We start from the raw sequence: 24576 nt of genomic DNA, 5'->3' as shown, positions 1-24576 counted from the left end.
TACTATGAAGACAATTATTAAATGGCCCGGCGGAAAAAGTAAGGAATTAAACTATGTGAGACAACTAATTCCTAAGGATTTTGATAGATATATAGAACCCTTTTTTGGGGGAGGAGCAGTATATTTTGATATTGAACCCAAAAAAGCCATTATAAATGACCGTTGTAAAGAACTAATTCTTTTTTATAAATATGTAAAAGATGACCTAGATAGAGAGTCCTTTAAAGTAGAACTGTATAGATATGTAGACTGCTGGGAAAAAATCTCCAACTATATGGAAGCCGTATTTGAGGAGCTACTTGAGCTTTATCTAGACTATAGACAAGGTTTAGCAAATAGTAGCCAGATGAAGGAAAGGGTTCTTGCAGTTTTTACGGAAAATACAGTAGCCATTGATAATCATTTCAACATAAATTTTACAATATTACCCGGAAACCTTTTACGCCAGATGTCTAAAAATACAATAGCTAAACTTAGCCGTATTATGATTCTTGAGGAAAAACAAGGTTGCCTCTCTACTGAGGATCTTATGAAAAATATTGAAACTGCTATAAGAAGTGGTTTTTATATGCACTTCCGTGATCTTTTAAATACCTATAGTGTTGAAGGCCGTATAATTCCAGAGGTAAAAAAAGTTGCTAACTATTACTTTATTAGAGAGTTCTGTTATGGGTCCATGTTCCGTTTTAGCTCTAAGGGTGAATTTAATATACCTTATGGCGGTATAGGATATAACAGAAAAAATTTCAGAAAAAAAGTAGACTTAATTTTTAGTGAAAAAACTAGTAAAATTCTAAGCAATACCATTATAGAAACCATGGATTTTGAGGATTTTTTCCAGAAATATATCCTGACAGATGATGACTTTGTTTTTTTAGATCCACCCTATGATTCAGATTTCAGTAAGTATGAGCAAAACTCTTTTACTTTAGAAGACCAAATAAGACTTTCTAAATGTTTAGTGAATCTAAATGCTAAGTTTATTTTAATAATTAAAAAAACTGATTTTATTATGGATTTGTACAGAGATAAGCCAGGAGTCAATATTACTTCTTTTGAAAAAACCTATTTGTATAATGTTCGGGGACGGAATAATAGGAAGACTGAACATTTATTAATATGTAACTACTAATTATGGAGTAATTTTTGAAATAAAAAGTGCTTAAAGGGTAAAAACTATTTTCAGGATAACAATAACAATATATGGAGGTCTATCATGAAACGAGCTAGAAAAATAGAAAAGACTCCTAGGTTTGCACCTGGAATGGATGATGAATTAGAACGCGGAGCAACCAGGGATGAAAAGAAAAAACAAAAAGTCACCAAAGTGACTCATTTGTCCTACGATGAAGTTGACCCCTCATAGATTCATAAAATATTTTTGATTTGGTCCATCACAAAGGCTTTTCCCGCTTTTGTGCTTTTGTTTTGTCAATTTGTCAAGCCTGACCCCGTTGCAGGGCGACGAAGTGTTCAAATAGGGTTTTGTATATGTCTTTTGTTACAGTTGGGCTAAAGCCTTTTTGTTCTGCAACTGAGCTAAGTTTTTCAAGTATCCACTCTTCTCTTTTTGGGTCATGGACCTCTCCAATACTAGCTTTAAAGTCTCCTATTCTCTTAACAATCCGGGTACGTCTTCCAAGCATCTCAATTATTTGCTCGTCTAAAACATCTACTTCCTGGCGTAAATTTTGTAGGCTGGGGGTAAATTCGCTTTTCCTTCCCGTATTTTGGCTGGCTGCTGGATATGAGCCTAAGACCTTTGCTGGCTGAGTAATAGTCTTAATTTCATTAAGAGCATCGCTAATTTTTGGTTCCAAATAATGTCCATCTATATCTATGAAAAACAAGTATTCTCCCATTTTTGTCTTGGCAGGCCTTGATTCTATTTTAGTTAAATTTATCCCCCTAAGGGAAAACTCCTTTAATACCTGATACAAAGCCCCTGGCTGATTTGCTACATTGATTAACAAAGATGTTTTACATTCTATATTACATTCCTGCTCCTTTTTTGAAATAACTATAAATCTAGTTTCATTATTGAGATAGTCATTTATCTCGTGCTCCAAGACATTTAGTCCATATTTTACTGCTACACCAGACATGGCAATGGCTGCCCAAGGTTTAGTTGCCTGAGCGACTTGCCTTACTGCTTCAGCAGTACTACTTGCTTCTACTAATTCAACTTGAGGAAAGCTTTCTGTCAAGTATTCCCGGCATTGGGCTAATGCCTGGGGATGGGAAATGATACAATTAATATCTTCTAGTTTTATGCCCGGTCGAACTAAGATACTATGCTTAACCGGCAAAATAATTTCTCCTATTATTTTGATGTCATAACTACAATTATCCTCTCTACCAGATACAGGTGGATAACCATACGCTAGTAAATCAAAGGTCTGATTAACTGCACCTTCACAGGAGTTTTCCATTGGGAGAACTCCCAGATCAATTTCCCCTGAATCTACTGAGGAAAAAACTGCTTCAATTGTTTGAAAAGCAAGACTTTGATAGTTCTTTTCTTTAGAATACTGTTGTACAGCTGACTCGCAAAAGGTACCACAGGGCCCTAAATAGCCTATCTTTTTATTCATTGACAACTACCTCCCTTTCAAGAATTAAGTCATCTTCTAAAGCAGGAAGCATCTTTTTAATCCTACTCATCAAGCGGTTTAATTCATCAGGTGTTAATGATTGATGTCCATCACATAAAGCTGTACTTGGATCAGGATGCATTTCTATTATCAAACCATTTGCTCCAGCTGCTAAAGCCGCCAAAGACATGGGTGGGACGAGTTTGGTATTGCCTGTGGAATGACTTGGATCCACGATTACCGGCAAATGACTAAGTTGCCTAACCAATGATACTGCGCTTAAGTCAAGGGTATTGCGAGTATAATTTTCAAAGGTTCTAATGCCACGTTCACAAAGAATAACCCGATGGTTGCCTTCTGCCATGATATATTCAGCTGACATTAACCATTCCTCAATAGTTGCTGATAATCCCCTTTTTAGCAAGATTGGTTTTCCAGACTGGCCTGCCACTTTGAGCAGTTGAAAGTTGTGCATGTTACGGGCCCCAATTTGTAGAATGTCTACATAATCCAAGGACATTTCTAGGCTACGTTCATCTATTACTTCTGTTACTGTAATCAATCCCGTTTTTAAGGAAGCTTCCTTTAATAATTTCAGACCTTCTTTCTCCATACCTTGAAAGCTATATGGGGAAGTCCTTGGCTTGAAAGCTCCCCCTCTTAAAACTTGTGCTCCAGCTTTTTTAACAATTTGAGCAGCAGTTAATAATTGTTCTCTACTTTCTACAGCACATGGACCTGCTATAATAGTCTTATGACTACCTCCGAAACACACACCATTAATATCAATAATAGAATCTTCTTCTTGGGCCTCTCGACTAACCAGCTTAAAAGGTTTCATTATAGGTACAATTTTTTCTACCCCTGGTAGTCTCTCCAGACTCATGGATTCTATATCTTCTCTAGTTCCAACAGCACCAATAACTATTCTTTTTGAACCATGAATTATGTGGATTTTAAAACCCAATCTTTCCAGCTTTTCAGTCACTAATTTAATTTGCTTAGGTGTTGAATTATTTGTCATTACTACTACCATTTTGTATACCTCCTGTAGAGTGAATTTTAAAACCATAGCCATTTTCGTTTTAGGAACGAAGGCTACGGATTTCGCGGTACCACCCTAATTGGTCATTATATTAAAAAATGACCCACTCATATTGGATACGGGAATAGTTTTTTGGAACAAAAAAAGCCTTTCGTCCCAAAGGACGAAAAGCTTTAGCTTATCGCGTTACCACCTTAATTGTTCTGTTAATAAACAGAACCTCTCAAATAAGATACGGGAAATAACTATTCCGATACCCCTTCTCTTGTAACGTAGAGAATATACGACCCTGTCTATTCACCATTAAGGCTTTCAACTAGTGACTCAGGAGTGAACTTCGATTAATCATGTTTTAAAGGTGCTTTCAGTCGATGACACCTTCTCCCTGAAAAAACTGGGTCTAATCTACTTTTCTCCATCATAGTCTTTTAATATTATGTTTGATGTATTTCTCAATATTATATACTATATTAAAAGGTCATGTCAAGAAAAATTATTTTGTCAATTTGTCAAGCCTGACCCTATGAACTCTGCCACTAGGTGTGGGTCAAATTGTTTTCCTGCCTGTTTTTCTAGTTCCATCAATGCATCAGCTTTACTCATTGCTTTTCTATAAGGGCGATTATTGGTCATTGCATCAAATGCGTCAACTATGGCCATGATGCGACACTCAATGGGTATTTCTTCCCCTTTCAAGCCCAATGGGTATCCAGTTCCATCCCACTTTTCATGATGCTTTAATATTAAATCAGCAATTACTGACAGATCAGGTGATGATTGGGCAATTCTATAGCCTTTTTCAGGATGTTGCTGCATTATCTCCCATTCCTTGACGGTAAGTCGGGCTTCTTTAAATAAAATATTATCTGGAATGCCAACCTTGCCCAAGTCATGCACTTGCGCCAAAAGATTTAAATCTATTAGTTGACGAGTTGTTAAACCAACTCTCTCTCCTAGTTCATGGCTAAGTTTGAGCATACGAGATGCATGGCCATCAGCAATATAATCTCTCTCGGAAAGAGCAGCAAGAAGAGAGTTTACAATCTGGCTTCTTACACTTGAGCTTCTATAAAGCTTATCCTTGTACATAAGGTCATCTGCACTTTTTAAAACTTCGTTTAGAGATTTCTCAGGCCCACTAGTAGTTGCTACACCAAGTGATATACTTAAAGGTATTTTTAGATTTCGCAGATTATATTTCTCTATTTCTCGCTTTATTCTTCCAATTATTTCATCTGCAACTTCTTCTTCAGTATTTGGAAGGATAACGGAAAACTCATCCCCACCAATTCTAGCTATTATGTCTGCCTTTCTTAGAGATCTCTCTAACACCCTAGCAGCAGCATTTAATAATTTATCACCCTTGTCATGACCCATTGTATCATTAATAAGCTTTAAGCCATCTAAGTCAGCAGAGATCATCGATACTGGATAGTTTCTAGCACCATCAAGCTTTTTTATTTCTTCTTCAAAATATACTCTATTGTATAAGCCTGTTAAAGAATCATGTAAGCTTATATGCTTTAGATTATCTTCATACCTTTTTCTCTCAGTAATATCTGTATATATTACATAACAACCAACAAATTTATCATCAATAATAACTGGGATTCCTTTTAGATACACATCAATAGGTTTACCAGACTTCGAATATCTCACAGTTTCCAATTCATAGGTTTTGCCATTAGTGATTTGTTCATACATCTCCATAAACTCTTCTTTATGCTTTTCATCCCCTGAAGATAATAAATCAGAGGAACGTGACCCCTTTGCCTCTTCTAAACTGTATCCAAATAGTTCTGTATACTTTTTATTAATTTCTAGAATATTTTTCCCTTCACCAATAAACACTAGTGCATCCATGGAGTCTAAAAATAAAGCCTCATAACGTCTTTTTTGAAGTTCTATTTCTGCCTCAGTATTTTTTCTTTTAGTTATGTCTGTTACAAACGAGAATATGTATTCCTCATTACCATAATTTAAGTAGGTTGAAAATATCTCTACTGGATAAATGATTCCATTCTTTTTTTTATGTAGGGTTTCAAATCTAACCTTTCTTTTTTTCTTTGTGTAATTCCAATGTTTATCCCAATTTCTTTTAGAAATATTAGGATCTATATCAAAAACACTTTTTTCAAGAACCTCTTTACTTAAATATCCTAATAATTCACATGCAGCTAGATTTGCATATGCAAAGGATCCTGATCTCTCAATCCAGAAAACTGCATCAGAGGAATTATCAAGGGCAAATTGAGATATATGAAGGCTGTCCGTTATCTCTTGTAGCTCATCAAATTGGGATTTTAATTCTTCCTCAGAGGCAGCTAATTCTTCATAAGTTGACTCTAATTCTTGATAGTTTTCCTGAAGTTTGATTTCAGCATTTTTTCGTTCTGTTATATCTGAATAAATTGCATAACCACCAACTAATTTCCCATCTATAATTACTGGTGCACTCACTATTAACACAATTATTTTTTGCCCATTCTTTTTAACAGCGGTACCCTCATGACTTACTGGTAGCTTCAGATTAAATTGATTTTGATTATTGTACACTCTTAAATCGTCATTGCCAGTAGCTTGATTAATATCCATTCCAGTAACTTCTTCTAAGGAATAGCCAAAGGTTTTAGTAAATTGAAAATTGGCATCATAAATCCTAAATTCAGTATCAAAGTAGACCACAGCATCTGAAGTATTATTGAACAAAGCTTCAAAATGCTGCTTTTGATCTGAAAGTCTATTGAACAGTTGCTCTACATCTGAGGACATTTTATTCATAGAATCCCCTAACTGTCCCAATTCATCCTGATAGTTCATCTGTACCCTTTCGCTAAAAACACCTGTGCTTAAACTTTTACCATAATCTATTAGTTTATTTATTGGCTTGATTAGAATATGGTTACCTAGCAACATATAAGTGAAAAAAGCTAAAACTAATACTCCAAGCGTAGCTAAAAATATCTGCTGTGTTTTTTCGGATATCATTATATCTACATCGTTAACATATATTCCAGTTCCTATTACCCATTCCCAAGGTTCAAATAGGGCTACACAAGCTAACTTGGGTTCAATTCTATCAATTTCATCATAATACTGCCATTGGTAAAATATACAGCCCTTCCCCTCTTCTTTAGCAATCCTTACAAACTCGGCAAGTAATGCGATGCCGTCTGGATCCTGCTCTGCATTTCCCTCAAGTTCAGATCTAAATGGATGAACAATTATTATTTGATTCAAATCATTAATCCAAAAATAGTCTTGTTGGTCAGTCCCATACTTTAGGTTTCTAATGGCACCTTTTGCAGCATCCTGTGCTTCCGCTCTAGTCATTTCATTATTCATTTCTAGAGAATGATAATATTCTAGAAGAGAAATACCAGCATCAATTAATTCTTCAGTTTGACTTTGTTTTTCCTTCATAATATCAGCTTTTATTGAAGGTAGAAAAACAAATACTACCAAAGCAAGTAGTACTAAAACTGGAATAATTCCTAGAACAGCCAATTTGCTCTTTAAACTTTTCAACTAAACCCATCCCCAATCCATGGATCAATGCTGTATTTCTAAATACTAAATATCAGTTATCACCCTTTTCGACAAATTTTTACATTATCCTTTATCGGATAGGATAAAAAAAACCTCCTGCTTTTTATGCAAACAGAAGGGGAAAACCTAACAAGTACCTTGATAATCCTCTAAGAGTGCTTTGGCTATTTCCCAAGCTACCACAGCTTCACCTACTATTGATGCTGCAGGTACTGCACAGGTATCGGATCTTTCAACACTAGCTTTAAATGGTTCTTTTGTTATGTAATCTACTGAATGTAATGGTGAATATAGTGTGGGTATCGGTTTCATAGCGGCTCTCACAACTAAGAGCTCACCATTTGTCATTCCACCCTCTATGCCACCTGCATTATTGATTTTACGATAGAAACCCTCTTCCTCACTATAGAAGATTTCATCATGAACCTTAGATCCAGGTGTGCTTGCAGCTTTAAACCCAAGTCCAATTTCTACTGCCTTGATTGCTTGAACACTCATTAATGCTCCTGCAATTTTTCCATCGATCTTCCTATCCCACTGGACATGACTTCCTAGACCAACAGGTAGGTTTCCCATGACAATTTCAAATACACCACCGAGAGAATCTCCTTCTTCTTTTGCTCTGTCAATTTCCTTAATCATATTTTGGGTAACCACAGAATCATGACAATAAAGGGGAGTATTATAAATTTCCTGATCTAGGCTTTTGAGCTTTTTATAATCTATATCCTTGGCTTCTACTTCTCCAATTTTCACTACATGCGCTATTGACCATATCTGAAACCTTTTAAGGAATGATTTTGCCAGAGCTCCAACAGCTGTTCTCATGGCAGTTTCCCTGGCACTGGCCCGTTCAAGGATATTTCTCATGTCCTTCTGTCCGTATTTTATTGCTCCAGGTAAATCAGCATGACCAGGTCTGGGCTTAGTAACAACTCTTTCCTGAGTTTTTGCTCCTGAATAAGGGTACATGATTTCCTTCCAGTTCTCCCAATCCTTGTTTTGAATTGTTAGGGTAATTGGGCTACCAAGGGTTAGACCATTTCTAATTCCAGAGGATATTTCTACCTTGTCACTCTCAATATCCATTCGTTTACCCCTGCCATAGCCACCCTGTCTTCTTTTTAACATAGTATTTATTAACTCAATATCAACCTCAATACCAGCTGGCATTCCTTCAACTATGGCTGTAAGGGATGGGCCATGGGATTCCCCCGCTGTTAGGTAACGTAACATAAAAATCCTCCTTTAAAATCAAGAACATAGAATTCAGATACAGGAGCCAGAATAAAATTCTCAAACTATCGCAGATTTTATTCTATTTTTTTAAATTCTGTCTTCTGTTAGTATATGACTTCTAAATTCTGACTTCTGTATTCTAGTTTCCTAATGTATCTAGTAAATCATTAAACCCTGGAAAGGATACATTGATTGAATCAGAGTTATTTATTTTTATTGGTTTATCTGCAACAAAACCTGCTACTGCCAGGGCCATAGCTATTCTATGGTCTCCTTGGCTATCAAGGGTAACATCTCCTTTAAGGGGCTTTCCTCCTCTTATCCGAAGTCCATCTGGAAGCTCTTCTATATCTGCTCCCATTTGTTTAAGACCCCTACAAATGGCTTCTATCCGATTACTTTCCTTTACCTTTAATTCTGCTGCATCTCTTATTTCTGTTATTCCATTTGCACAAGCTGCTGCCACAGCTAACACAGGTATTTCATCCACTAATCTTGGTATTAATTCCCCTCCGAACTGAACCCCATGAAGGTTACTAGTTTCAATGATTATCTCCCCAATAGGCTCACCTGTATCTCCTGATGTTTCACTCACTTTAATACTTGCTCCCATTTCTGTAAGAACATCTACTATTCCTGTTCGAGTAGGATTTAAACCAACATCTTTTATAATTATCCTGGAATCAGGTACTATTGCCCCAGCTACCAATAAAAAAGCTGCAGATGATATGTCTCCAGGAACTTGTATTTCCTTTCCTAGTAAAGTTGGGTAGCCTTTTATCCTTGCTGCCAATCCATCAACTTCCACTTCTGCACCAAAATACTTTAGCATTCTTTCTGAATGGTCTCTTGACTTTTCAGGTTCTATAACCTCTGTCCAACCATTAGAAAATAAGCCTGCTAGGAGAATAGATGATTTTATCTGGGCACTTGCAACTGGAGTTTTGTAGGAAATAGGTTTTAAGTTACCTCCATTAATGGTTAACGGAGCTAAATCCCCATTATTTCTTCCTAATATGGTTGCCCCCATTTCCTTTAAAGGGCTGGTAACTCTACCCATGGGCCTTTTACGAATAGAGGAGTCTCCTGTAACAACAGAGTTAAATAGTTGGCCAGCCAGAATACCTGACATGAGTCGTATTGTTGTACCAGAGTTTCCAACATCCAAAACATCCTGAGGTTCTACTAAACCATGAAGTCCTTTTCCGTGTATGGTTACAGTATCTTCTTGTATTTTAGCATCTATCCCCATTGCTTCGAAACATTTAACTGTACTAAGACAGTCCTCTCCCATGAGAAAACCTTTAATACTTGTAATTCCCTGGGCAAGACTTCCAAGCATTACTGACCTATGGGATATAGATTTATCACCTGGAACCTTAACTGTCCCCTGTAAGCTTTTTCTAGGTTTTATTGTCAATTCCATTAAACTCAATCACCCTTCTATAACTGAAGTCGGATCTCAGAAGTCCTATTTTAGAACTCAGAAGTCAGAGAAATATTAAAAACTTAACTTTATTAGTTAAAACTTGGGATAGACGATAAATTCTTCATTTCTGAGTATTTCTACTGCCCTTTGAGCATCTTCTCTTTCAAGAAAACCAAAACGGATTGTTCCACCATCGCCCTCGCGAACTCTCAAGATTTCAATATCAATAATATTAACATCTTTTTGACCTAAAAGAATAGCAATCTGCCCTATCATGCCAGGTTTATCTGGTACTACAACTACTATTTCAAAAAGTTCAGGTAGGATTCCTTTGATACCTGATGGTATGTCTTCTCTAATTCTTTTGGCACTTGCAAAAGTATTGGTAAGACATTCACTATTCTGTTCCAAAATAGAGTGTTTTAATACAGTTAAGGCACTCTCATGAATCTCCAAAACCTCCAAGATGGCTTTTCTATTATTAAGACAGATATCCTTCCACATTTCAGGCTGACTAGATGCTATTCTCGTGGTATCTCTAAAGCCTCCAGCAGCAAGAAGTAACAGGTCAGGATACTTGTCTTTTACAATACCAGCAGCATTGACTAAAGAAGTTGCTAACAAATGGGGTAAGTGACTAACTGCTGCCACCTGATGGTCATGCTCAGAAGGGCTCATTATTAAAGGTCTAGCACCCAGAGCTTTAATTATATCCAATAGGGTGTTTAATCCATTTTGGGATGTTTTCGTTGTTGGTGTAAGTATATAAGCGGCGTTTTCAAATAAATATGTATCTGCTCCATCTAACCCCTTCTTTTCAGAACCTGCCATTGGATGACCCGGTATATAGTGAATATTTGCCGGTAGTACTTCTTCAATTTTAGTTACTATGGTCTCCTTTACACTACCTACATCAGTTAGAATGGCTCCAGCTTTCAGATGGGGAATTGCTTTTAAAGCCATGGGTACGGTTTGACTTAAAGAACAGGCGATTACTATCAAGTCTGACTCTTTAACAGCGTCATCTATCTTTAAGGAATACCCGTCAATAATACCTGATTGTTCACCTTTTAATAGTGTATGTTCATCTAAATCATATCCAGCTATAGATATTTCTGGACGCACTCTTTTTAAGGCTAAAGCAAATGAACCACCTATTAGTCCTAATCCTATAATTGTAACCTTTTTTAGAGCTGTTATCATTTACTGCACCGCTTCCCTGTCTACTGCATTTGCAACTTTTTTTATATTTATTAAGAGTTTGTTAAAGTTTTCTTCTGTAAGTGATTGGGAACCATCACATAATGCTTCACTTGGACGAGGATGAACTTCGATTATTAGACCATCCGCTCCTGCTGTTACTGCAGCCAATGCCATGGGTCCCACAATTTTCCACTTTCCAGTTCCATGACTTGGATCCACTATGACTGGCAAGTGGGTTAATTGCTTAGCTACCACAACTGCAGATAAATCTAGAGTATTTCTCGTATATGTTTCAAAGGTTCTAATACCCCTTTCACAGAGCATAACCTTATTATTCCCACCATTTAATACATATTCTGCTGCCATAATCCATTCCTCAATAGTTGCCGATAATCCTCTTTTTATTAAAACAGGTTTATCGAATCTTGCCACTTCCTTTAGTAATGGAAAGTTTTGCATGTTTCTAGCACCAATCTGTAAAATATCACTATAATGTGCTACTAATTCAACATTTCCTGGTTCCATTACCTCTGTAATTATTTTTAATCCATAAGCCTCCCCTGCTTCTCGCAGAATCTTCAACCCTTCTTCACCTAAACCTTGAAATGCATAGGGAGATGTTCTAGGTTTAAAAGCTCCACCCCTCATTATCTTTGCTCCTGATCTTTTTACAATATCAGCAATCTCTAAAGCCTGTTCCCTGCTTTCAATTGCACATGGACCTGCCATTATTTGAATCTCATCCCCACCTATATTTACATCCCCAAGCTGAATAATTGTATTGTCCGATTTAAATTCTCTAGAAGCTAGTTTATAGGGAGCAAGTATACCTATAACCCTATCTACACTTGACATAGCCTCAATAGACAGGTCAGCCAAACGGGATTTATCCCCAACTGCACCTATTATCGTTCTTTCCACGCCTTGTGATAAATGAATCGAAAACCCATTTTCCTCCAGTTTTTCAACTACTTTTGTTATTGATTCTTCCCTTGCACCATTTTCCATAACTATAATCATTTTTACCCCTCCAGTTTTACTTAATTTCTTTTCTTCTAGTATGGATGAAGGGTACAAAAAAAACACCCAGAAAGAGTGCCTAAATAAGCCGTCCCTCTACCATCCTACCGTCCTACAATTTTTGCTTTTTAGCCTACTACATCTTGATACCAGTAATCACCATTCTACAAGTTCCTACCAAATAATATATAGTATTTCGTAACACTATATAGTTTGAACTATTATAAGTATTTTTGCATGAAAAAGCAACAAAAATTTTAAAATATCTATAAAACTCTTTAAATGAATATGGACTTCTTTTTAGAATGGGTTTAATATTAGATTGTTCTAAATTATTTTAGACAAACATAGGAGGGGTACTTTTGCCGGATTATTATATACCATTAATATTAATTACAGGAATCGTCGCAGGTTTCTTAAATACTGTGGGTGGTGGCGGTTCATTAATCACAATGCCAATGCTTATTTTTTTTGGTATGCCCTCTGCCATGGCCAATGGTACAAACCGAATTGCATTAGTGGTACAAAACATTGTAGCCGTAGCAGGTTTTCGTCATAAAGGATTTTTCGATCTTAGGTTTGGGCTTATGTTAGGAATTCCAGCTATGATAGGTTCTATCCTAGGAGCTAGCCTTGCCATAAACCTAGCAGACGAAGTTTTCAATAAAATCTTGGCATTTGTAATGCTTATTGTTCTCTTTGTAATATTGTTTGAACCCCATAAAAAATATATCAAATACGAGGAAGAACTAAGTAATGAGAAAAAATGGCTTGCTGGAGTTGTTTTTTTCTTCATAGGAATTTATGGTGGCTTCATTCAAGCTGGTGTCGGTTTCATAATCATTGCATCTCTGTCTATACTTACTGGAACCTCTTTAATTAAAATCAACAGTTTAAAGGTCTTTGTAGTTGGATTATATATAATTACATCTTTAATCGTCTTTTTATTATCCGGAAATGTTAACTGGTTAATAGGTCTTATCTTAGCTGCAGGTAATGGAGCGGGAGCTTGGTTAGGCAGTATTTTTGCTGTTTCAGGGGGTGACAAGTGGATAAAGTGGGTACTTTCTGCCTCAGTTATAGCCATGGCATTAAAACTCCTAGGTGTATTTAACCTTTTTATTTAGTGGCAAGGATGATGAAAGCCCCTGCTTTGAAAACAGGGGCTAAGCAAGTAATATTTTAGTTTTAAACCTATATACTAATTGCGTTACTTGGACATACGTCAATACAAGCTTCACATTCAGTACACTCTTCTTCGTTACAAATTGCTACATCTTCAACTGATAGTGCCTCAAATGCACACTCATCAACACAAGTTCCACACGCATTACAAAGATCCTTATCAATTTTTACTGCCATTTTTTCTCCCCCTAATTGTTTTATATATGAACACATTGAAAGCATTCATAACATATTGGTTTCTCTCGATTTTATTCTACTCTTATGAGATAATTCCTGTCAATAAAAAAGTATAAGTTAAAATTTTTATCCAAGTTTTTATACCATGGGATTTCTCAAGAAAGATATTAGTATTACTAATAAATAAGCTACCAACAATAACGCACCTTCTAATCGGCTGACTTTGTAATTTGTCCTGAGTATTAGAAACATGAAGAAACCCCCAGCAACCATGATAGGAAATTCAAATGTTACAAAAGACCACTGTACAGGAACAGGTCGAACAATTGCAACAGCAGCTTGTACAAAAAGAATATTGAAAATATTGCTACCAATAACATTGCCAATTACCATTTCTGGATACCCACGAATAGCAGCAATGATGGAGGTTGATAGCTCTGGTAGTGAGGTGCCTACAGCCACCATAGAAAGTGCTATGACCCACTCTGAAACTCCAAAGGCAAGTGATATGCTGGTGGCAGACTCTACTAGTAAATGACCACCTAATATTAAATACAATATATTTAAGTTTTCCTCTAGGGGTTGTAAATATGCTTTAGTGAACTCGTTTCAGCTATGCTGAAACATTGTGCATGAAAAAATAAGCCCTAAACAAGGGCTCATTTTTGAAGACTCATTATTCACTACTTAAAAATTACTGTGGTTTTATTACCACTAGGAACATTTTAAATCTTTCAACTGCTTCTAACCCGTGAGGTATATTTGCTGGCATAACAACTACTTCTCCAGCCTTTGCTATCACCTTTTCTTCACCAATAGTAATTTCTGCTGTGCCATCCATTATGTAGACAAGTGCATCTCCTGATGCCGAATGGGAACTAATCCCCTCTCCCTTATCAAAAGCAAATAGCGTTAAACTTAAGTCATCCCTTTGAGAAATAGTCCTGCTTATAACTGTTCCTTCTTTGTATTCAACAAGATCTTTCATACTTAGTGCCTGAGAAAATGGCATATTCTTAATTAATACTTGTTCCATATCATCCACTCCTTTGTTCTTTTGTTTATATTTTACTTTACTGAAATACTATTTACGGTGATTTTTGTCACAATACGATAATTGTTATTAATCTATAAATAACTTCCCCGAGGGGAATAGTAAATATGTAGAGATATTTTCTGAGTAAAGGAATCCTCAAGTTTATTTATTTTGCTCTGCTTTCTATAAATAGGCTCTTATATTGATGGTCTAATTTCATTATATGATTTTGAATCCAATCAGCTATAAACTCTATTATTTCCATTGTTATTTTATTTTGGTTTTCATCAATATTTTGCGCTTCAACTTCCATAATTTTTTCTATAAAATCTTCATGTTGTCTTTTATGTGTTTGATAGTATTCAAAATTAAATTTATTCATCAATTCTTCTTCATGACTAAAATGATACACAGTATAATTTTTTAGTTCCACTAAAACAGCCATAATCTTGTCATAGTGATCTATTTCATCTTCTTTGGAAACAATACCAAATAACTGATTTCCCAAAACAAATAATTGCTGATGCTGCTCATCAATAGAAGTGATGCCCACGTTGTACTTATCGTTCCATTTAAATATCATCTTTGTTCCCCCTTTTTAATAGTCAAACTTCTTAGCTTTTTACTGTTAGCATCCTTGCCTAAATATCTTTCAGGTACTTCAATTCTAATATATTAAAATATTAGAGGTTTTTGTCAAAGTCTTGAAGAATTTATATAATACAATGATACTACTACGATAGGAGGAATAATCTATGAAGATACTATTAGCCGTTGATGGCTCTGAGAACTCTCAAAGAGCCGCAGAAAAAGCCTTGGAATTTGCTAATCAGCTTCCCGTTAAAATTACTGTAATTTCAGTTTTAACAGACTTTATTCCATCCATTTTAGAACTGAGTAAGAAAAAGTATTATGAAAATCTAGTTGAAAGTCACAAAAGGCATAATGAAGATATTCTCGATAGGTACAAAAATTTCTTTAAAGAAAACAATGTAGAAGCAGAAGTCTTATCGAGATTTGGCCCCCCTGTAGAAGAAATCTGTAAGGAAGCCGAAAAGGGTCAATACTCCTTCCTAATAATAGGTAGCAGAGGACTTTCTAATTTAAAAAAAACAGTAATGGGTAGTGTCTCTTACAACATTGTGCACTGTGCTTCAATCCCTGTAATGGTTGTAAAATAGCAATCACGGAGCTAACTCAAGCACTTGTGGGTTAGCTCCATTTTTAAGGAAACCCAGTATCTTAAAGTTTTACCTATCACCAAGCCATCTTTCCATTACTAGACAAGCTGTAAGATCACCTGTTACGTTTACTGCAGTACGAGACATATCTAGAATTCTATCAACACCAAGGATCAAAGCTATACCACTTGCTGGTATGCCAACACTATTTAAGACCATTGCCAGGATAACAATACCAACACCTGGTGTAGCAGGGGCACCTATAGATGCTGCTACTGTTGTTACTACAATTAATAGTAAAGAGGCCATACTTAAGTCTACACTAAATACTTGAGCCAAAAAAACTGTTGCTGCACCCTGATAGAGAGCTGTTCCGTCCATATTTATTGTTGCCCCTAAGGGTATCAAAAATTGAGCAGTTGAGGGTTTCACACTTAGTTTGTCTTCTGCTGTTGTAATTGATAAGGGCATAACAGCAGCAGAGCTTGAGGTTGAAAATGCTAAAAGCTGTACTTCTCTTACTATCCCTAAAAATTTTAATGGTCTTATTCCTGATACTATTAATACAAATAGTAGATAGATACTCATTAGAATTAATAAAGCAAATAATACTGTCCCAACATACACAGCCATACCAAGTAAAGCATCAATTCCAGTATTAATTGTAGTTTGGGCCAGTAATCCAAAGACTGCAACTGGTGCTAGTAGCATTGCCCACTTTACTACCGTCATGCAAACCTCTTGAATGGAATTGAGCAAATCAAGTATGGGTTTAGCTTGTTTAGGAGCCATAGCTATTAATGCGAGACCTAGTACTATTGCAAATAAAACAACCTGGAGCATTTGTTTTTCAACCATTGCACCTAAAGGATTATCTGGTAAAATATTAGCTATTAATTGAGGCACCTGACCGATTGAAGGAATTTCATCAGTCCCACTTTCAGCTTGTTCAACTATGGCAGTCTCTTTGTGTGCATCCAGTAAAGAACCATCTATAAAATTACCTGGTTGAATTAAGGATGTTACTCCTATACCAATAGTAATGGCAATAATTGTTGTAAAAACAAAATAAGATGCTGCACGCCCGCCAATCTTTTTTAAATGCTCCATGTCATCGCTAGATGCTACTCCAGTAATAATAGAAGCAAAAATCAAAGGAATGACTATCATCTGAATCATACCTAAAAAGATTTGACCCGGTAAAGCCAGCCAGTTTGCAATAGTAGTTCCTACTTCTTCTCGTACAAATCCAGCCGAAGGGCTTAAAAACAACCCTACAGTAATACCTAGTGCCATACCAATGAGAATTTTAAGCCATAGGCGACCTTTGACAAGATTTTGCAAGTGACGGTTTAAAAGCTTTAAAGATCTAGGATGAAAATAACTCAATGTTTGCCTCATAAACCTGTCCCCCTTTTTGATGTCAAAAAAACTTCACTAAAATAATAATGAAGCTATTTCTCACTATATACAGTTTAACATAACAAAAAAACTACGGAACCCAATTACCCCTTTCTTACTTTTTTCTTCACATTTTCAACATTAATTCTAAAGGATAAAGGTTTTATCCTGACTCCTTGACTCCTGACTTCTGACTTCTAACTTCTGGCTTCTGACTTCCGACTTCAGTTATTTACCAAATGACAAGCCACAAAGTGTTTATCACCAACCATGCTAAACTTTGGTTCAATCTGCTTACATTTTTCTTGAACTAGCTGACACCTTGTGGAAAATCTACACCCTGATGGTGGGTTCACTAGATTTGGAACATCCCATTTTAAGATAATCCTTTCTTTTTTTCCATTTATTTTTGGTACAGGAATAGCCGAAAGAAGTGCCTTTGTATAGGGATGTAGCGGATTTTGATATATATTATCCTTGTCTGAAAGTTCTACTAGTTTCCCAAGGTACATTACTGCAACCTTATCACTTATATATCTTACAACCCCTAGATCATGGGAAATAAAAATATATGTTAAATTAAATTCTTTTTGTAATTCCTGGAGTAAATTTAATACCTGGGATTGAATAGAAGCATCTAAAGCAGAAACTGGCTCATCACATATTATCAGTTTGGGGTTTATAGCAAGTGCTCTTGCAATACCGATCCGCTGACGCTGGCCACTACTAAGCTCATGGGGCAATTTTTTTGCATATGTACTATTTAAACCTACCACTTCAAGAAGCTTTTGAACCTTCTGTTCCTGCTCCTTACGATCACCTATTTCATGGACTATCAGAGGTTCTCTAATAATGTAAGAAACAGTCATTCTACTATTTAATGAACCATAGGGATCTTGAAAGATCATTTGCATATTCCTACGGAGCTGTCTTAATTCATCCTTAGAAAGTTGGGTTATATCCTCATTTTCGAAATAAATGTGCCCATCGGTAGGTTCTAGTAAGCGTAACACGATTCTGCCAAGGGTGCTCTTGCCACAACCACTTTCTCCAACAATACCAAAGGTTTCCCCTTCTTCTACAGAAAAACTTACATCATCTACTGCTTTAAGCGTATGTTTTTTATGATTGAATAATCCCCCGCCAATTGGAAAATACTTTTTAAGATTTTGTACTTTTACTAGGGGTTGGCTCATTTTGCATCCACCTTCCAACAACTAACATAATGCTCCCTGGTTACAGCTACTAGATTAGGTGTTCTCTCCTTACAAATATCTAGCATATAGGGACAACGAGGGTGAAATGGACAGCCTGCTGGCATGTTCATTGGGTGTGGTACACTACCATTAATCACATGCAGTTTTTCTTTTCCCCCATTGTGAATACCAGGCATTGATTTTAAAAGGCCTTCTGTATATGGATGAAGTGCATCTTCAAAGATATCGCTAGAATAACTTAATTCAACAATTCGGCCTGCATACATTACAGCAACCCTCTGTGCCATCTCTGCTATTACTCCTAAGTTGTGGGAAATAAAGATAATTGCTGTTCCTAGTTCTTCCTTTGCCTTTATCATTAAGTCAATAATCTGAGATTGTGTTGTAACATCAAGTGCAGCTGTCGGCTCATCCGCCAAGAGGATTCTTGGATTACAGGATAAAGCCATGGCAATCATAATCCGCTGGCTCATACCGCCCGACATTTGATATGAATATTCCTTCAGTCTTAATTCTGGCATTGGTATCATAACTAATCTTAAAGCATCTATCGCTTGTACCATAGCAGCTTTTTTACTTACTTTTTTATGTATCATGATTGCTTCAGCTATCTGATCACCTATGGTATGGACAGGATTTAGAGCTGTAATGGGATCTTGAAATATCATTGCAATATTATTTCCGCGGATTTTTTGCATTTCCTTATCTTTAAGTGTTAGAAGATCATTACCTTCAAAATATATGTTTCCCTGGGTTACTTTTCCCAAATATGGTAGTAAGCCCATGATTGAGAGAGCTGTTACACTTTTACCACAACCACTCTCACCAACTATACCTAAGGCTTCTCCAGCTTTAAGGGTAAAAGAAATCTCAGTTAACACCTGAAAGTTGCCTTTGTTTGTAGAGAATCCAGCACTTAGATTATTTACTTCAAGTAGGTTAGCTCCCATAATCATACCTCCAGATAATTGTACCTTCACGCACCAACCATGCGTAACTATCCTAGCTTGGTATATCAGTCTCTTGTACATTTATATCGTCATGAACAGGTATTATATCTGACTGGACTAAGATAACTCCACCTATAATTACTACTGCACCAATGGCCATTTCTATGTGTAGAGATTCATTTAAAACCAAGAAACCAAGAATTATTGCAACTATTGGATTAATATAAGTATAAGTTACAGCCTTGTATGGAGGAACAACCTTTAATATATAAATATAGGCACTATATGCAATTATAGAGCCAAAGATAATTAAGTATAATAAAGCTGCCATGCCTATTGGAGTAATCTTAACACTAACAAGCTCCCCTGCCAGTAATCCAAGAACTAATAGAGCAACACCTCCTGCTAACGATTGTACAGCAATATTAGATATAGTTGAGCAAGACGGTGGCCTTCGTACTGAATATAATGACCCTACTGCCCAGCAAAGTGAGGAAGAAAGCGCCCCAAAGAGACCGGGTAAACTAGTATTACCAAATTCTAACTCCGGGGAAAAAAGAATAGCTACCCCTAAAAAACCGCAAATCAGACCTAGCCATCCCCGCTTGCCAACCCTATTACCCCCTGGCAAGAAGCTGTCAATTAAAGCAGTAAACAGTACTGAAGTCGCAAGTATTATTGCAGTCAGGCTTGTAGCAATGTACTGTTGTGACCAAAACACAAACCCAGCTGCCCCAGTAAGTAAAAACAAGCCAGTTATGGCTGATCTTTTAAAGTCCTGGAAGTTAGCTGGCATTTTTAAACCTTTTAGTCTAGCATAAATAAACATAATTATGCCTACAGTAGTAAAACGAATACCTGCAAATAATGCAGGAGGTAAATCGTCAATTCCTAATTTGATTGCTAAGTATGTAGAACCCCACACAATACACATAATAAAATAACACAAATATGCCAAAGGATCTGTAGTCCCAAGAAATTTTAATTTCACCAAGTCTATCCCCTTACTTCAATAACTTTTATCTATCCTATATTTGCTCTTCATATTTTTTAAAAAGCCATGTATTTTAGCTTTATATTCCTTATTTGCACTACCTTTATTATATAACCCTAGATATCCCCCATAGTACTCAGGGTATTCTTTTTGAATAAAATCCAAATATCTTTTTCTAATCCCTCCAGACATATACAACATGCAGCACATAATATAATCAGCACCAGAATTAGCGCCTGCCTTTACCATCTTTTCAAGACTCTCTTCGTCATCTGATAAAAATGGAAGTATGGGGAAAAAATGCAGCCCTACCCTTGCCTTTGTTTTGCTAAGCTCCTTAAGTGCAATATACCTTTCTCGCGGAAGGGATGCACCCGGCTCCACCCTTTTTGATACTTCTTTGTCAATTGAAGTAATACATATTGCAAGCTTAACGGTTGTGACCTCAGCTAGCTCGGCTATTAAGTCAATATCCCGCATAATCAGATCCGATTTAGTACTTATAACTATAGGATTCTTGTACTTAATCATAAGCCGTAACAAATCCGGCATTAATTTAAATTGCCTTTCCCCTTCCTGATAACTATCACAAACCCCTCCGAAGTTAATGGTTTCTCCTACCCATGTTGTACTTGCTAAAGTCTCCTCTAACCTATCAGAGATATTAGTCTTCACAAAAATCTCATCCTGAAAACTTTCACTATTTAGATAGGAGTGACTTTTCACACCATAGCAATATTTGCATCCATGGGAACAGCCTCTATAGATATTAAGATCGTATTTATAGGGTAATCCCCTCCTAGTCAACCTATGAAGTGCGTCTTTTACTTCAAGTTCACAATATTTAACCATTTAATTCAATCCTTCTTTTACTGTGCTTATAGAAAAAATCATGGATAAGTGTATAATATACTACAAAGGAATATCTTTCTACAATCTACTGCTATTTTCCTGTAAATGTAATTCAAATAGTATCTGAAAATGGTATCAAGTAGTTAAGAATACGGAAGGAGATAATTTGGATGAATCCTATCAACCGCAGAGAAAATATTTTGGCCATTCTAAAAACAACTGACCAACCAATTGCAGGTTCTGAGCTTGCAACCAGGCTATACGTCAGTCGGCAGATTATAGTTCAAGACATTTCCATATTAAGGGCTAGTGGTGAACAAATATTAGCTACACCCCAAGGCTACCTTTTAATGCAAGCATTAACCTCTACCCCTTATAGAAAAACCTTTGCTACCTGCCATACTTCAGAAGAAATGCCTCAGGAACTTGAAATAATGGTAGATGCCGGAGGCAAGGTTTTAGATGTTATTGTTGAGCATCCTGTATATGGAGAACTAAGGGGAATACTTATGCTTAGCTCCCGCAGAGGTATTTCAATATTTATTAATAATATCAAAAATTCTAATTCTAAACCCCTTTCTGCTTTAACCCACGGAATACATCTTCATACTGTTGAAGCTTCTAGTGAAGAGGTTTTTATCCATATTGAAAGGGAGCTAGACAAAGCAGGCTTGTTACTAAAACAGTGAACTCGTTTCAGCTATACTGAAACATCGGGAATCAGATGGAGACTCTACTCCACCTGATTAGAACATCCCACCTACGCCAGTAGTTCTAGCATTGTGATTTTTGCAATGCGTAGAAATACCAGTGCAGAGCAAGAGGTGGAACCCTTAAAATAAGTGCATGATAAAAGTAATAGTTATAATTGACGGGGATTGCTGTATAGGTTAAAATTTTTTTGACAGCACCTGACAAGACATCTGTCTATGCATGTTAGCACATATAAGAGAGGAGATTACTGATTAATGAATTTAATTGATACTATTGCAGAGATAAAAAATTTGAAAAAGCAACGCAACGCTATAATCCTGGCCCATAACTATCAGATAGACGAGGTTCAAGAGATTGCTGACTATACTGGGGATTCCTTTGGCTTAAGTAAGCTTGCTGCATCAACAGATGCAGAGGTTATTGTTTTTTGTGGTGTTCAATTTATGGCTGAAAGTGCCGCCATATTGTCCCCAGATAAGATTGTATTGCTGCCTGAAAAGAATGCCGGATGTCCATTGGCGGATACTATCACTTCTAAAACCTTGCTTGAAAAGAAGAAAGAATATCCAGAAGCCGCTGTTGTGTGTTATGTCAATTCGTCAGCTGAAGTAAAAGCTGAAAGTGATATTTGCTGTACTTCTTCAAATGCTGTCAAAATTGTAAATTCACTAGAACAAAAACAGGTACTCTTTGTTCCCGACAGGAATTTGGCTAGCTATGTTGCCTTAAAAACCGAGAAGGAAATAATCCCATGGGATGGGTATTGTATTACTCACCATAGAGTAACTGTAGATGATGTAAGAAAGGTTCGCCTGCATCATCCTGATGGAATCATTGTCGTTCATCCAGAATGCCAACCAGAAGTAGTAGCACTTGCAGATCATGTTGGCAGCACTTCGGAAATTTTGCGTTTTTCCAAGGAATCTAAGGCAAAAAAATTTATTATAGGAACTGAAATGGGAATGCTTTATCGCTTAAAAAAGGAAAATCCTGATAAGCAGTTTTATTTATTGTCACAGGGGCTTATCTGTCCAAATATGAAGATGACCACCCTTCCAAAAATAAAGGATGCTCTAGAAACCTTGGAACCACAGATAAAAGTAGATAATTCCATTAGAAAGGCTGCATGTGGGACTCTTGAAAAGATGCTTACAATTGCATCAGGTCATAACTAAAAAAGACTCACCTCCCTAACGTAAATAGTAAAAGCATCTAAATAGGAGTGGTTTATTTGTTTCCTAGATATTTAATCAACTTTGATTGTAAAACACACCTTTGTTTTGATTTCATTATTATTGGTACTGGAATAGCTGGAATGTATTCTGCCCTGCACCTATCTGAGCACGGGCGGGTTTTACTAATCTCCAAGGATAATTTTCCTGCAGGAAATTCCATATATGCCCAAGGAGGTATTGCTGCTGCGATTGACGAAAAAGATAGCCCAACTCTGCATCTAAAGGATACTCTTAGTGCTGGAGCAGGCCTTTGTGATATAAAAGCAGTTAAAACACTTGTGGAAGAAGGACCTGTTCATATACAAAATTTGTTAAAAATGGGAGTTCCCTTTGATAGAAGTAGCAAAAAAATATCTCTCACTCAAGAAGGTGCTCACGGAATACCTCGTATCCTTCATGCAGGGGGGGATGCAACAGGAAAGGTCGTATGTAAAGTTTTATCAGAACAACTACAGAATAAAGCTAATGTGGAAATATTAAAAAATACTATGGCTGTGGATTTAATCTCCCAGGCAAATAAATGTTTAGGGGTACTTGTTCTCACACAGGAGCACCAGCCTAATGTAATCTATGCAAGAGCTGTTATTCTAGCAACCGGTGGAATAGGTCAATTATATGAAAAAACTACAAATGCACCAGGAGTTACAGGTGATGGCATAGCAATGTCAGTAAGAATAGGGGCTAGGGTTGCTGACATGGAGTTTGTTCAGTTTCACCCAACTATGTTAAATAGTGAAAAGTTGCGTGGCTTTCTTATTTCTGAAGCAGTTCGTGGTGAAGGTGCTGTGCTTCGCAATCATAATGGTGAAAGGTTCATGCCTAAATTTCATCCCCTAGCAGATTTAGCTCCTAGAGATATTGTTACCAGGGCTATATTTACTCAAATGCTGGAATCATCTTCACAGGTCTATTTGGACGCAACAGGATTTGCAAAAAACTTTTTCAAAAGTCGTTTTCCCACTATTTATAACACATGCACTAGTCTTGGGATAGACCCCAGTTCAGACATGATACCCGTTACACCTGGTGCACATTACCTAATGGGAGGTGTAAAAACTGATACATGGGGAAGAACAAATATTAGTGGACTATATGCATGTGGTGAAGTGGCATGTACTGGAGTACACGGTGCAAATAGACTTGCTAGCAATTCGTTGTTAGAGGGTCTTGTTTTCGGTTACAGAACAGCTAAAGCAGCCTCCCTTGAGGATACATCTTATGATAAGAGCAATATAGAATCTCTGAACTATACCAAACAAAAAACAAAAAAACTAGATTCGCAGGAGTATGACAAGCTTTTAAAACAATCCATGCAGGAAAATGTAGGTATAATTCGAGATGCTCAGGATTTAAAGAAGCATCTAAATTTATTACAGATGGTTTTTCCCTTTCTTGACCATGATTTACAGTCTAAAGAAGGCATTGAGTTTCAAAATAAAGTAATTGTATCATATATGGTTACTCAAGCTGCAATGGCAAGAAATATTAGCTGTGGTGCACACTACAGAACCAATTCTTTACCTAAGGACAAATCTTCATAGAGGAGGTATCTTTT

The 24576-nt window shown here is 36.5% G+C and carries 21 protein-coding genes and 1 other annotated feature; of the genes, 6 read left to right on the top strand and 15 right to left on the bottom strand.

The annotated features are described in order from the left end of the window. The first annotated feature begins 4 nt into the window (after positions 1 to 4). Positions 5 to 1132 carry a hypothetical protein gene (locus APF76_17140; protein ID KUO51213.1) on the top strand — a complete coding sequence of 376 codons (1128 nt, stop codon included), beginning with the start codon at positions 5 to 7 and terminating at the stop codon, positions 1130 to 1132. A gap of 307 nt (positions 1133 to 1439) precedes the next feature. Here APF76_17140 and APF76_17135 read toward each other — a convergent pair whose 3' ends face one another. The 7 genes from APF76_17135 to APF76_17105 all read right to left on the bottom strand — a co-directional run bounded on the left by APF76_17135 (position 1440) and on the right by APF76_17105 (position 12079). Beyond that, positions 1440 to 2594, bottom strand: a complete 1155-nt coding sequence (locus APF76_17135; GenBank protein ID KUO51212.1) for a hypothetical protein — start codon at positions 2592 to 2594, stop codon at positions 1440 to 1442. Further along, the gene (locus APF76_17130; GenBank protein ID KUO51211.1) at positions 2587 to 3630 is read right to left on the bottom strand and encodes a 3-deoxy-7-phosphoheptulonate synthase; all 1044 of its coding nucleotides are present in this window, start codon (positions 3628 to 3630) and stop codon (positions 2587 to 2589) included. Before APF76_17130 ends, APF76_17135 begins: the two co-directional genes overlap by 8 nt. 165 nt (positions 3631 to 3795) lie before the next feature. Beyond that, positions 3796 to 4070, bottom strand: a sequence feature (T-box leader). A gap of 70 nt (positions 4071 to 4140) precedes the next feature. Next, positions 4141 to 7167, bottom strand: a complete 3027-nt coding sequence (locus APF76_17125) for a hypothetical protein (protein KUO51210.1) — start codon at positions 7165 to 7167, stop codon at positions 4141 to 4143. 147 nt (positions 7168 to 7314) lie between these two features. After that, entirely contained in the window at positions 7315 to 8424 is a 1110-nt protein-coding gene (locus APF76_17120) for a chorismate synthase (protein ID KUO51209.1), read from the bottom strand. 142 nt (positions 8425 to 8566) lie between these two features. Further along, a complete protein-coding gene (locus tag APF76_17115) occupies positions 8567 to 9853 on the bottom strand; it encodes a 3-phosphoshikimate 1-carboxyvinyltransferase (GenBank protein ID KUO51208.1) in 1287 nt (428 codons plus the stop codon). Between the two features lie 96 nt (positions 9854 to 9949). Beyond that, on the bottom strand, positions 9950 to 11059 hold the full coding sequence (locus tag APF76_17110; GenBank protein ID KUO51207.1) for a hypothetical protein: 1110 nt from the start codon (positions 11057 to 11059) through the stop codon (positions 9950 to 9952). Next, a complete protein-coding gene (locus tag APF76_17105) occupies positions 11060 to 12079 on the bottom strand; it encodes a 3-deoxy-7-phosphoheptulonate synthase (GenBank protein KUO51206.1) in 1020 nt (339 codons plus the stop codon). 362 nt (positions 12080 to 12441) lie between these two features. Between APF76_17105 and APF76_17100 the strand changes: the two genes are divergently transcribed. Further along, positions 12442 to 13206 (top strand): integrase, encoded by a 765-nt coding sequence (locus APF76_17100; protein ID KUO51205.1) that lies wholly within the window; start codon positions 12442 to 12444, stop codon positions 13204 to 13206. 373 nt (positions 13207 to 13579) lie between these two features. Here the strand turns inward: APF76_17100 and APF76_17095 are convergent, their stop codons facing one another. The 3 genes from APF76_17095 to APF76_17085 all read right to left on the bottom strand — a co-directional run bounded on the left by APF76_17095 (position 13580) and on the right by APF76_17085 (position 15057). Then, positions 13580 to 13999 carry a hypothetical protein gene (locus APF76_17095; protein KUO51204.1) on the bottom strand — a complete coding sequence of 140 codons (420 nt, stop codon included), beginning with the start codon at positions 13997 to 13999 and terminating at the stop codon, positions 13580 to 13582. A 136-nt stretch (positions 14000 to 14135) separates the two neighbouring features. Continuing rightward, on the bottom strand, positions 14136 to 14477 hold the full coding sequence (locus APF76_17090; protein KUO51203.1) for a cupin: 342 nt from the start codon (positions 14475 to 14477) through the stop codon (positions 14136 to 14138). A 166-nt stretch (positions 14478 to 14643) separates the two neighbouring features. Then, entirely contained in the window at positions 14644 to 15057 is a 414-nt protein-coding gene (locus APF76_17085) for a bacteriohemerythrin (GenBank protein ID KUO51324.1), read from the bottom strand. Between the two features lie 175 nt (positions 15058 to 15232). On the opposite strand from APF76_17085, the gene APF76_17080 reads away from it, so the two are divergent. After that, entirely contained in the window at positions 15233 to 15658 is a 426-nt protein-coding gene (locus APF76_17080; GenBank protein ID KUO51202.1) for a hypothetical protein, read from the top strand. A 69-nt stretch (positions 15659 to 15727) separates the two neighbouring features. Here APF76_17080 and APF76_17075 read toward each other — a convergent pair whose 3' ends face one another. The 5 genes from APF76_17075 to APF76_17055 form a co-directional block, all read right to left on the bottom strand. Further along, complete coding sequence (locus APF76_17075) at positions 15728 to 17059, bottom strand: Na+:H+ dicarboxylate symporter (GenBank protein ID KUO51201.1); 1332 nt, start codon at positions 17057 to 17059, stop codon at positions 15728 to 15730. A 224-nt stretch (positions 17060 to 17283) separates the two neighbouring features. Continuing rightward, positions 17284 to 18255 (bottom strand): hypothetical protein, encoded by a 972-nt coding sequence (locus APF76_17070; protein ID KUO51200.1) that lies wholly within the window; start codon positions 18253 to 18255, stop codon positions 17284 to 17286. Beyond that, positions 18252 to 19226 carry a peptide ABC transporter ATP-binding protein gene (locus tag APF76_17065; protein ID KUO51199.1) on the bottom strand — a complete coding sequence of 325 codons (975 nt, stop codon included), beginning with the start codon at positions 19224 to 19226 and terminating at the stop codon, positions 18252 to 18254. The genes APF76_17070 and APF76_17065 overlap by 4 nt, the downstream gene beginning before the upstream one ends. Before the next feature lie 52 nt (positions 19227 to 19278). Beyond that, positions 19279 to 20217 carry a hypothetical protein gene (locus APF76_17060; GenBank protein KUO51198.1) on the bottom strand — a complete coding sequence of 313 codons (939 nt, stop codon included), beginning with the start codon at positions 20215 to 20217 and terminating at the stop codon, positions 19279 to 19281. 18 nt (positions 20218 to 20235) lie between these two features. Further along, complete coding sequence (locus APF76_17055; GenBank protein KUO51197.1) at positions 20236 to 21072, bottom strand: hypothetical protein; 837 nt, start codon at positions 21070 to 21072, stop codon at positions 20236 to 20238. Positions 21073 to 21242: 170 nt separating this feature from the next. Here APF76_17055 and APF76_17050 point away from each other — a divergent pair, with 170 nt between their 5' ends. The 3 genes from APF76_17050 (at position 21243) to APF76_17040 (ending at position 24562) form a co-directional block, all read left to right on the top strand. Further along, positions 21243 to 21761 (top strand): transcriptional regulator, encoded by a 519-nt coding sequence (locus APF76_17050; protein ID KUO51196.1) that lies wholly within the window; start codon positions 21243 to 21245, stop codon positions 21759 to 21761. A 279-nt stretch (positions 21762 to 22040) separates the two neighbouring features. Next, positions 22041 to 22961, top strand: a complete 921-nt coding sequence (locus tag APF76_17045; GenBank protein ID KUO51195.1) for a quinolinate synthetase — start codon at positions 22041 to 22043, stop codon at positions 22959 to 22961. Between the two features lie 56 nt (positions 22962 to 23017). Then, complete coding sequence (locus APF76_17040; protein KUO51194.1) at positions 23018 to 24562, top strand: hypothetical protein; 1545 nt, start codon at positions 23018 to 23020, stop codon at positions 24560 to 24562. The last annotated feature ends 14 nt before the right edge of the window (positions 24563 to 24576 follow it).

The organism is Desulfitibacter sp. BRH_c19 (assembly GCA_001515945.1).
Taxonomy (GTDB): Bacteria; Bacillota; DSM-16504; order Desulfitibacterales; family Desulfitibacteraceae; genus Desulfitibacter.
This window is presented reverse-complemented; position numbering and strand designations above follow the sequence as displayed.

Excerpts from the sequence above, each read along its gene's own strand:
- APF76_17140 (KUO51213.1), top strand. The coding sequence starts at position 5 with ATGAAGACAATTATTAAATGGCCCGGCGGAAAAAGTAAGGAATTAAAC.
- APF76_17135 (KUO51212.1), bottom strand. The coding sequence starts at position 2,594 with ATGAATAAAAAGATAGGCTATTTAGGGCCCTGTGGTACCTTTTGCGAG.
- APF76_17130 (KUO51211.1), bottom strand. The coding sequence starts at position 3,630 with ATGGTAGTAGTAATGACAAATAATTCAACACCTAAGCAAATTAAATTA.
- APF76_17120 (KUO51209.1), bottom strand. The coding sequence starts at position 8,424 with ATGTTACGTTACCTAACAGCGGGGGAATCCCATGGCCCATCCCTTACA.
- APF76_17115 (KUO51208.1), bottom strand. The coding sequence starts at position 9,853 with ATGGAATTGACAATAAAACCTAGAAAAAGCTTACAGGGGACAGTTAAG.
- APF76_17110 (KUO51207.1), bottom strand. The coding sequence starts at position 11,059 with ATGATAACAGCTCTAAAAAAGGTTACAATTATAGGATTAGGACTAATA.
- APF76_17105 (KUO51206.1), bottom strand. The coding sequence starts at position 12,079 with ATGATTATAGTTATGGAAAATGGTGCAAGGGAAGAATCAATAACAAAA.
- APF76_17090 (KUO51203.1), bottom strand. The coding sequence starts at position 14,477 with ATGGAACAAGTATTAATTAAGAATATGCCATTTTCTCAGGCACTAAGT.
- APF76_17080 (KUO51202.1), top strand. The coding sequence starts at position 15,233 with ATGAAGATACTATTAGCCGTTGATGGCTCTGAGAACTCTCAAAGAGCC.
- APF76_17075 (KUO51201.1), bottom strand. The coding sequence starts at position 17,059 with ATGAGGCAAACATTGAGTTATTTTCATCCTAGATCTTTAAAGCTTTTA.
- APF76_17070 (KUO51200.1), bottom strand. The coding sequence starts at position 18,255 with ATGAGCCAACCCCTAGTAAAAGTACAAAATCTTAAAAAGTATTTTCCA.
- APF76_17065 (KUO51199.1), bottom strand. The coding sequence starts at position 19,226 with ATGGGAGCTAACCTACTTGAAGTAAATAATCTAAGTGCTGGATTCTCT.
- APF76_17055 (KUO51197.1), bottom strand. The coding sequence starts at position 21,072 with ATGGTTAAATATTGTGAACTTGAAGTAAAAGACGCACTTCATAGGTTG.
- APF76_17050 (KUO51196.1), top strand. The coding sequence starts at position 21,243 with ATGAATCCTATCAACCGCAGAGAAAATATTTTGGCCATTCTAAAAACA.
- APF76_17045 (KUO51195.1), top strand. The coding sequence starts at position 22,041 with ATGAATTTAATTGATACTATTGCAGAGATAAAAAATTTGAAAAAGCAA.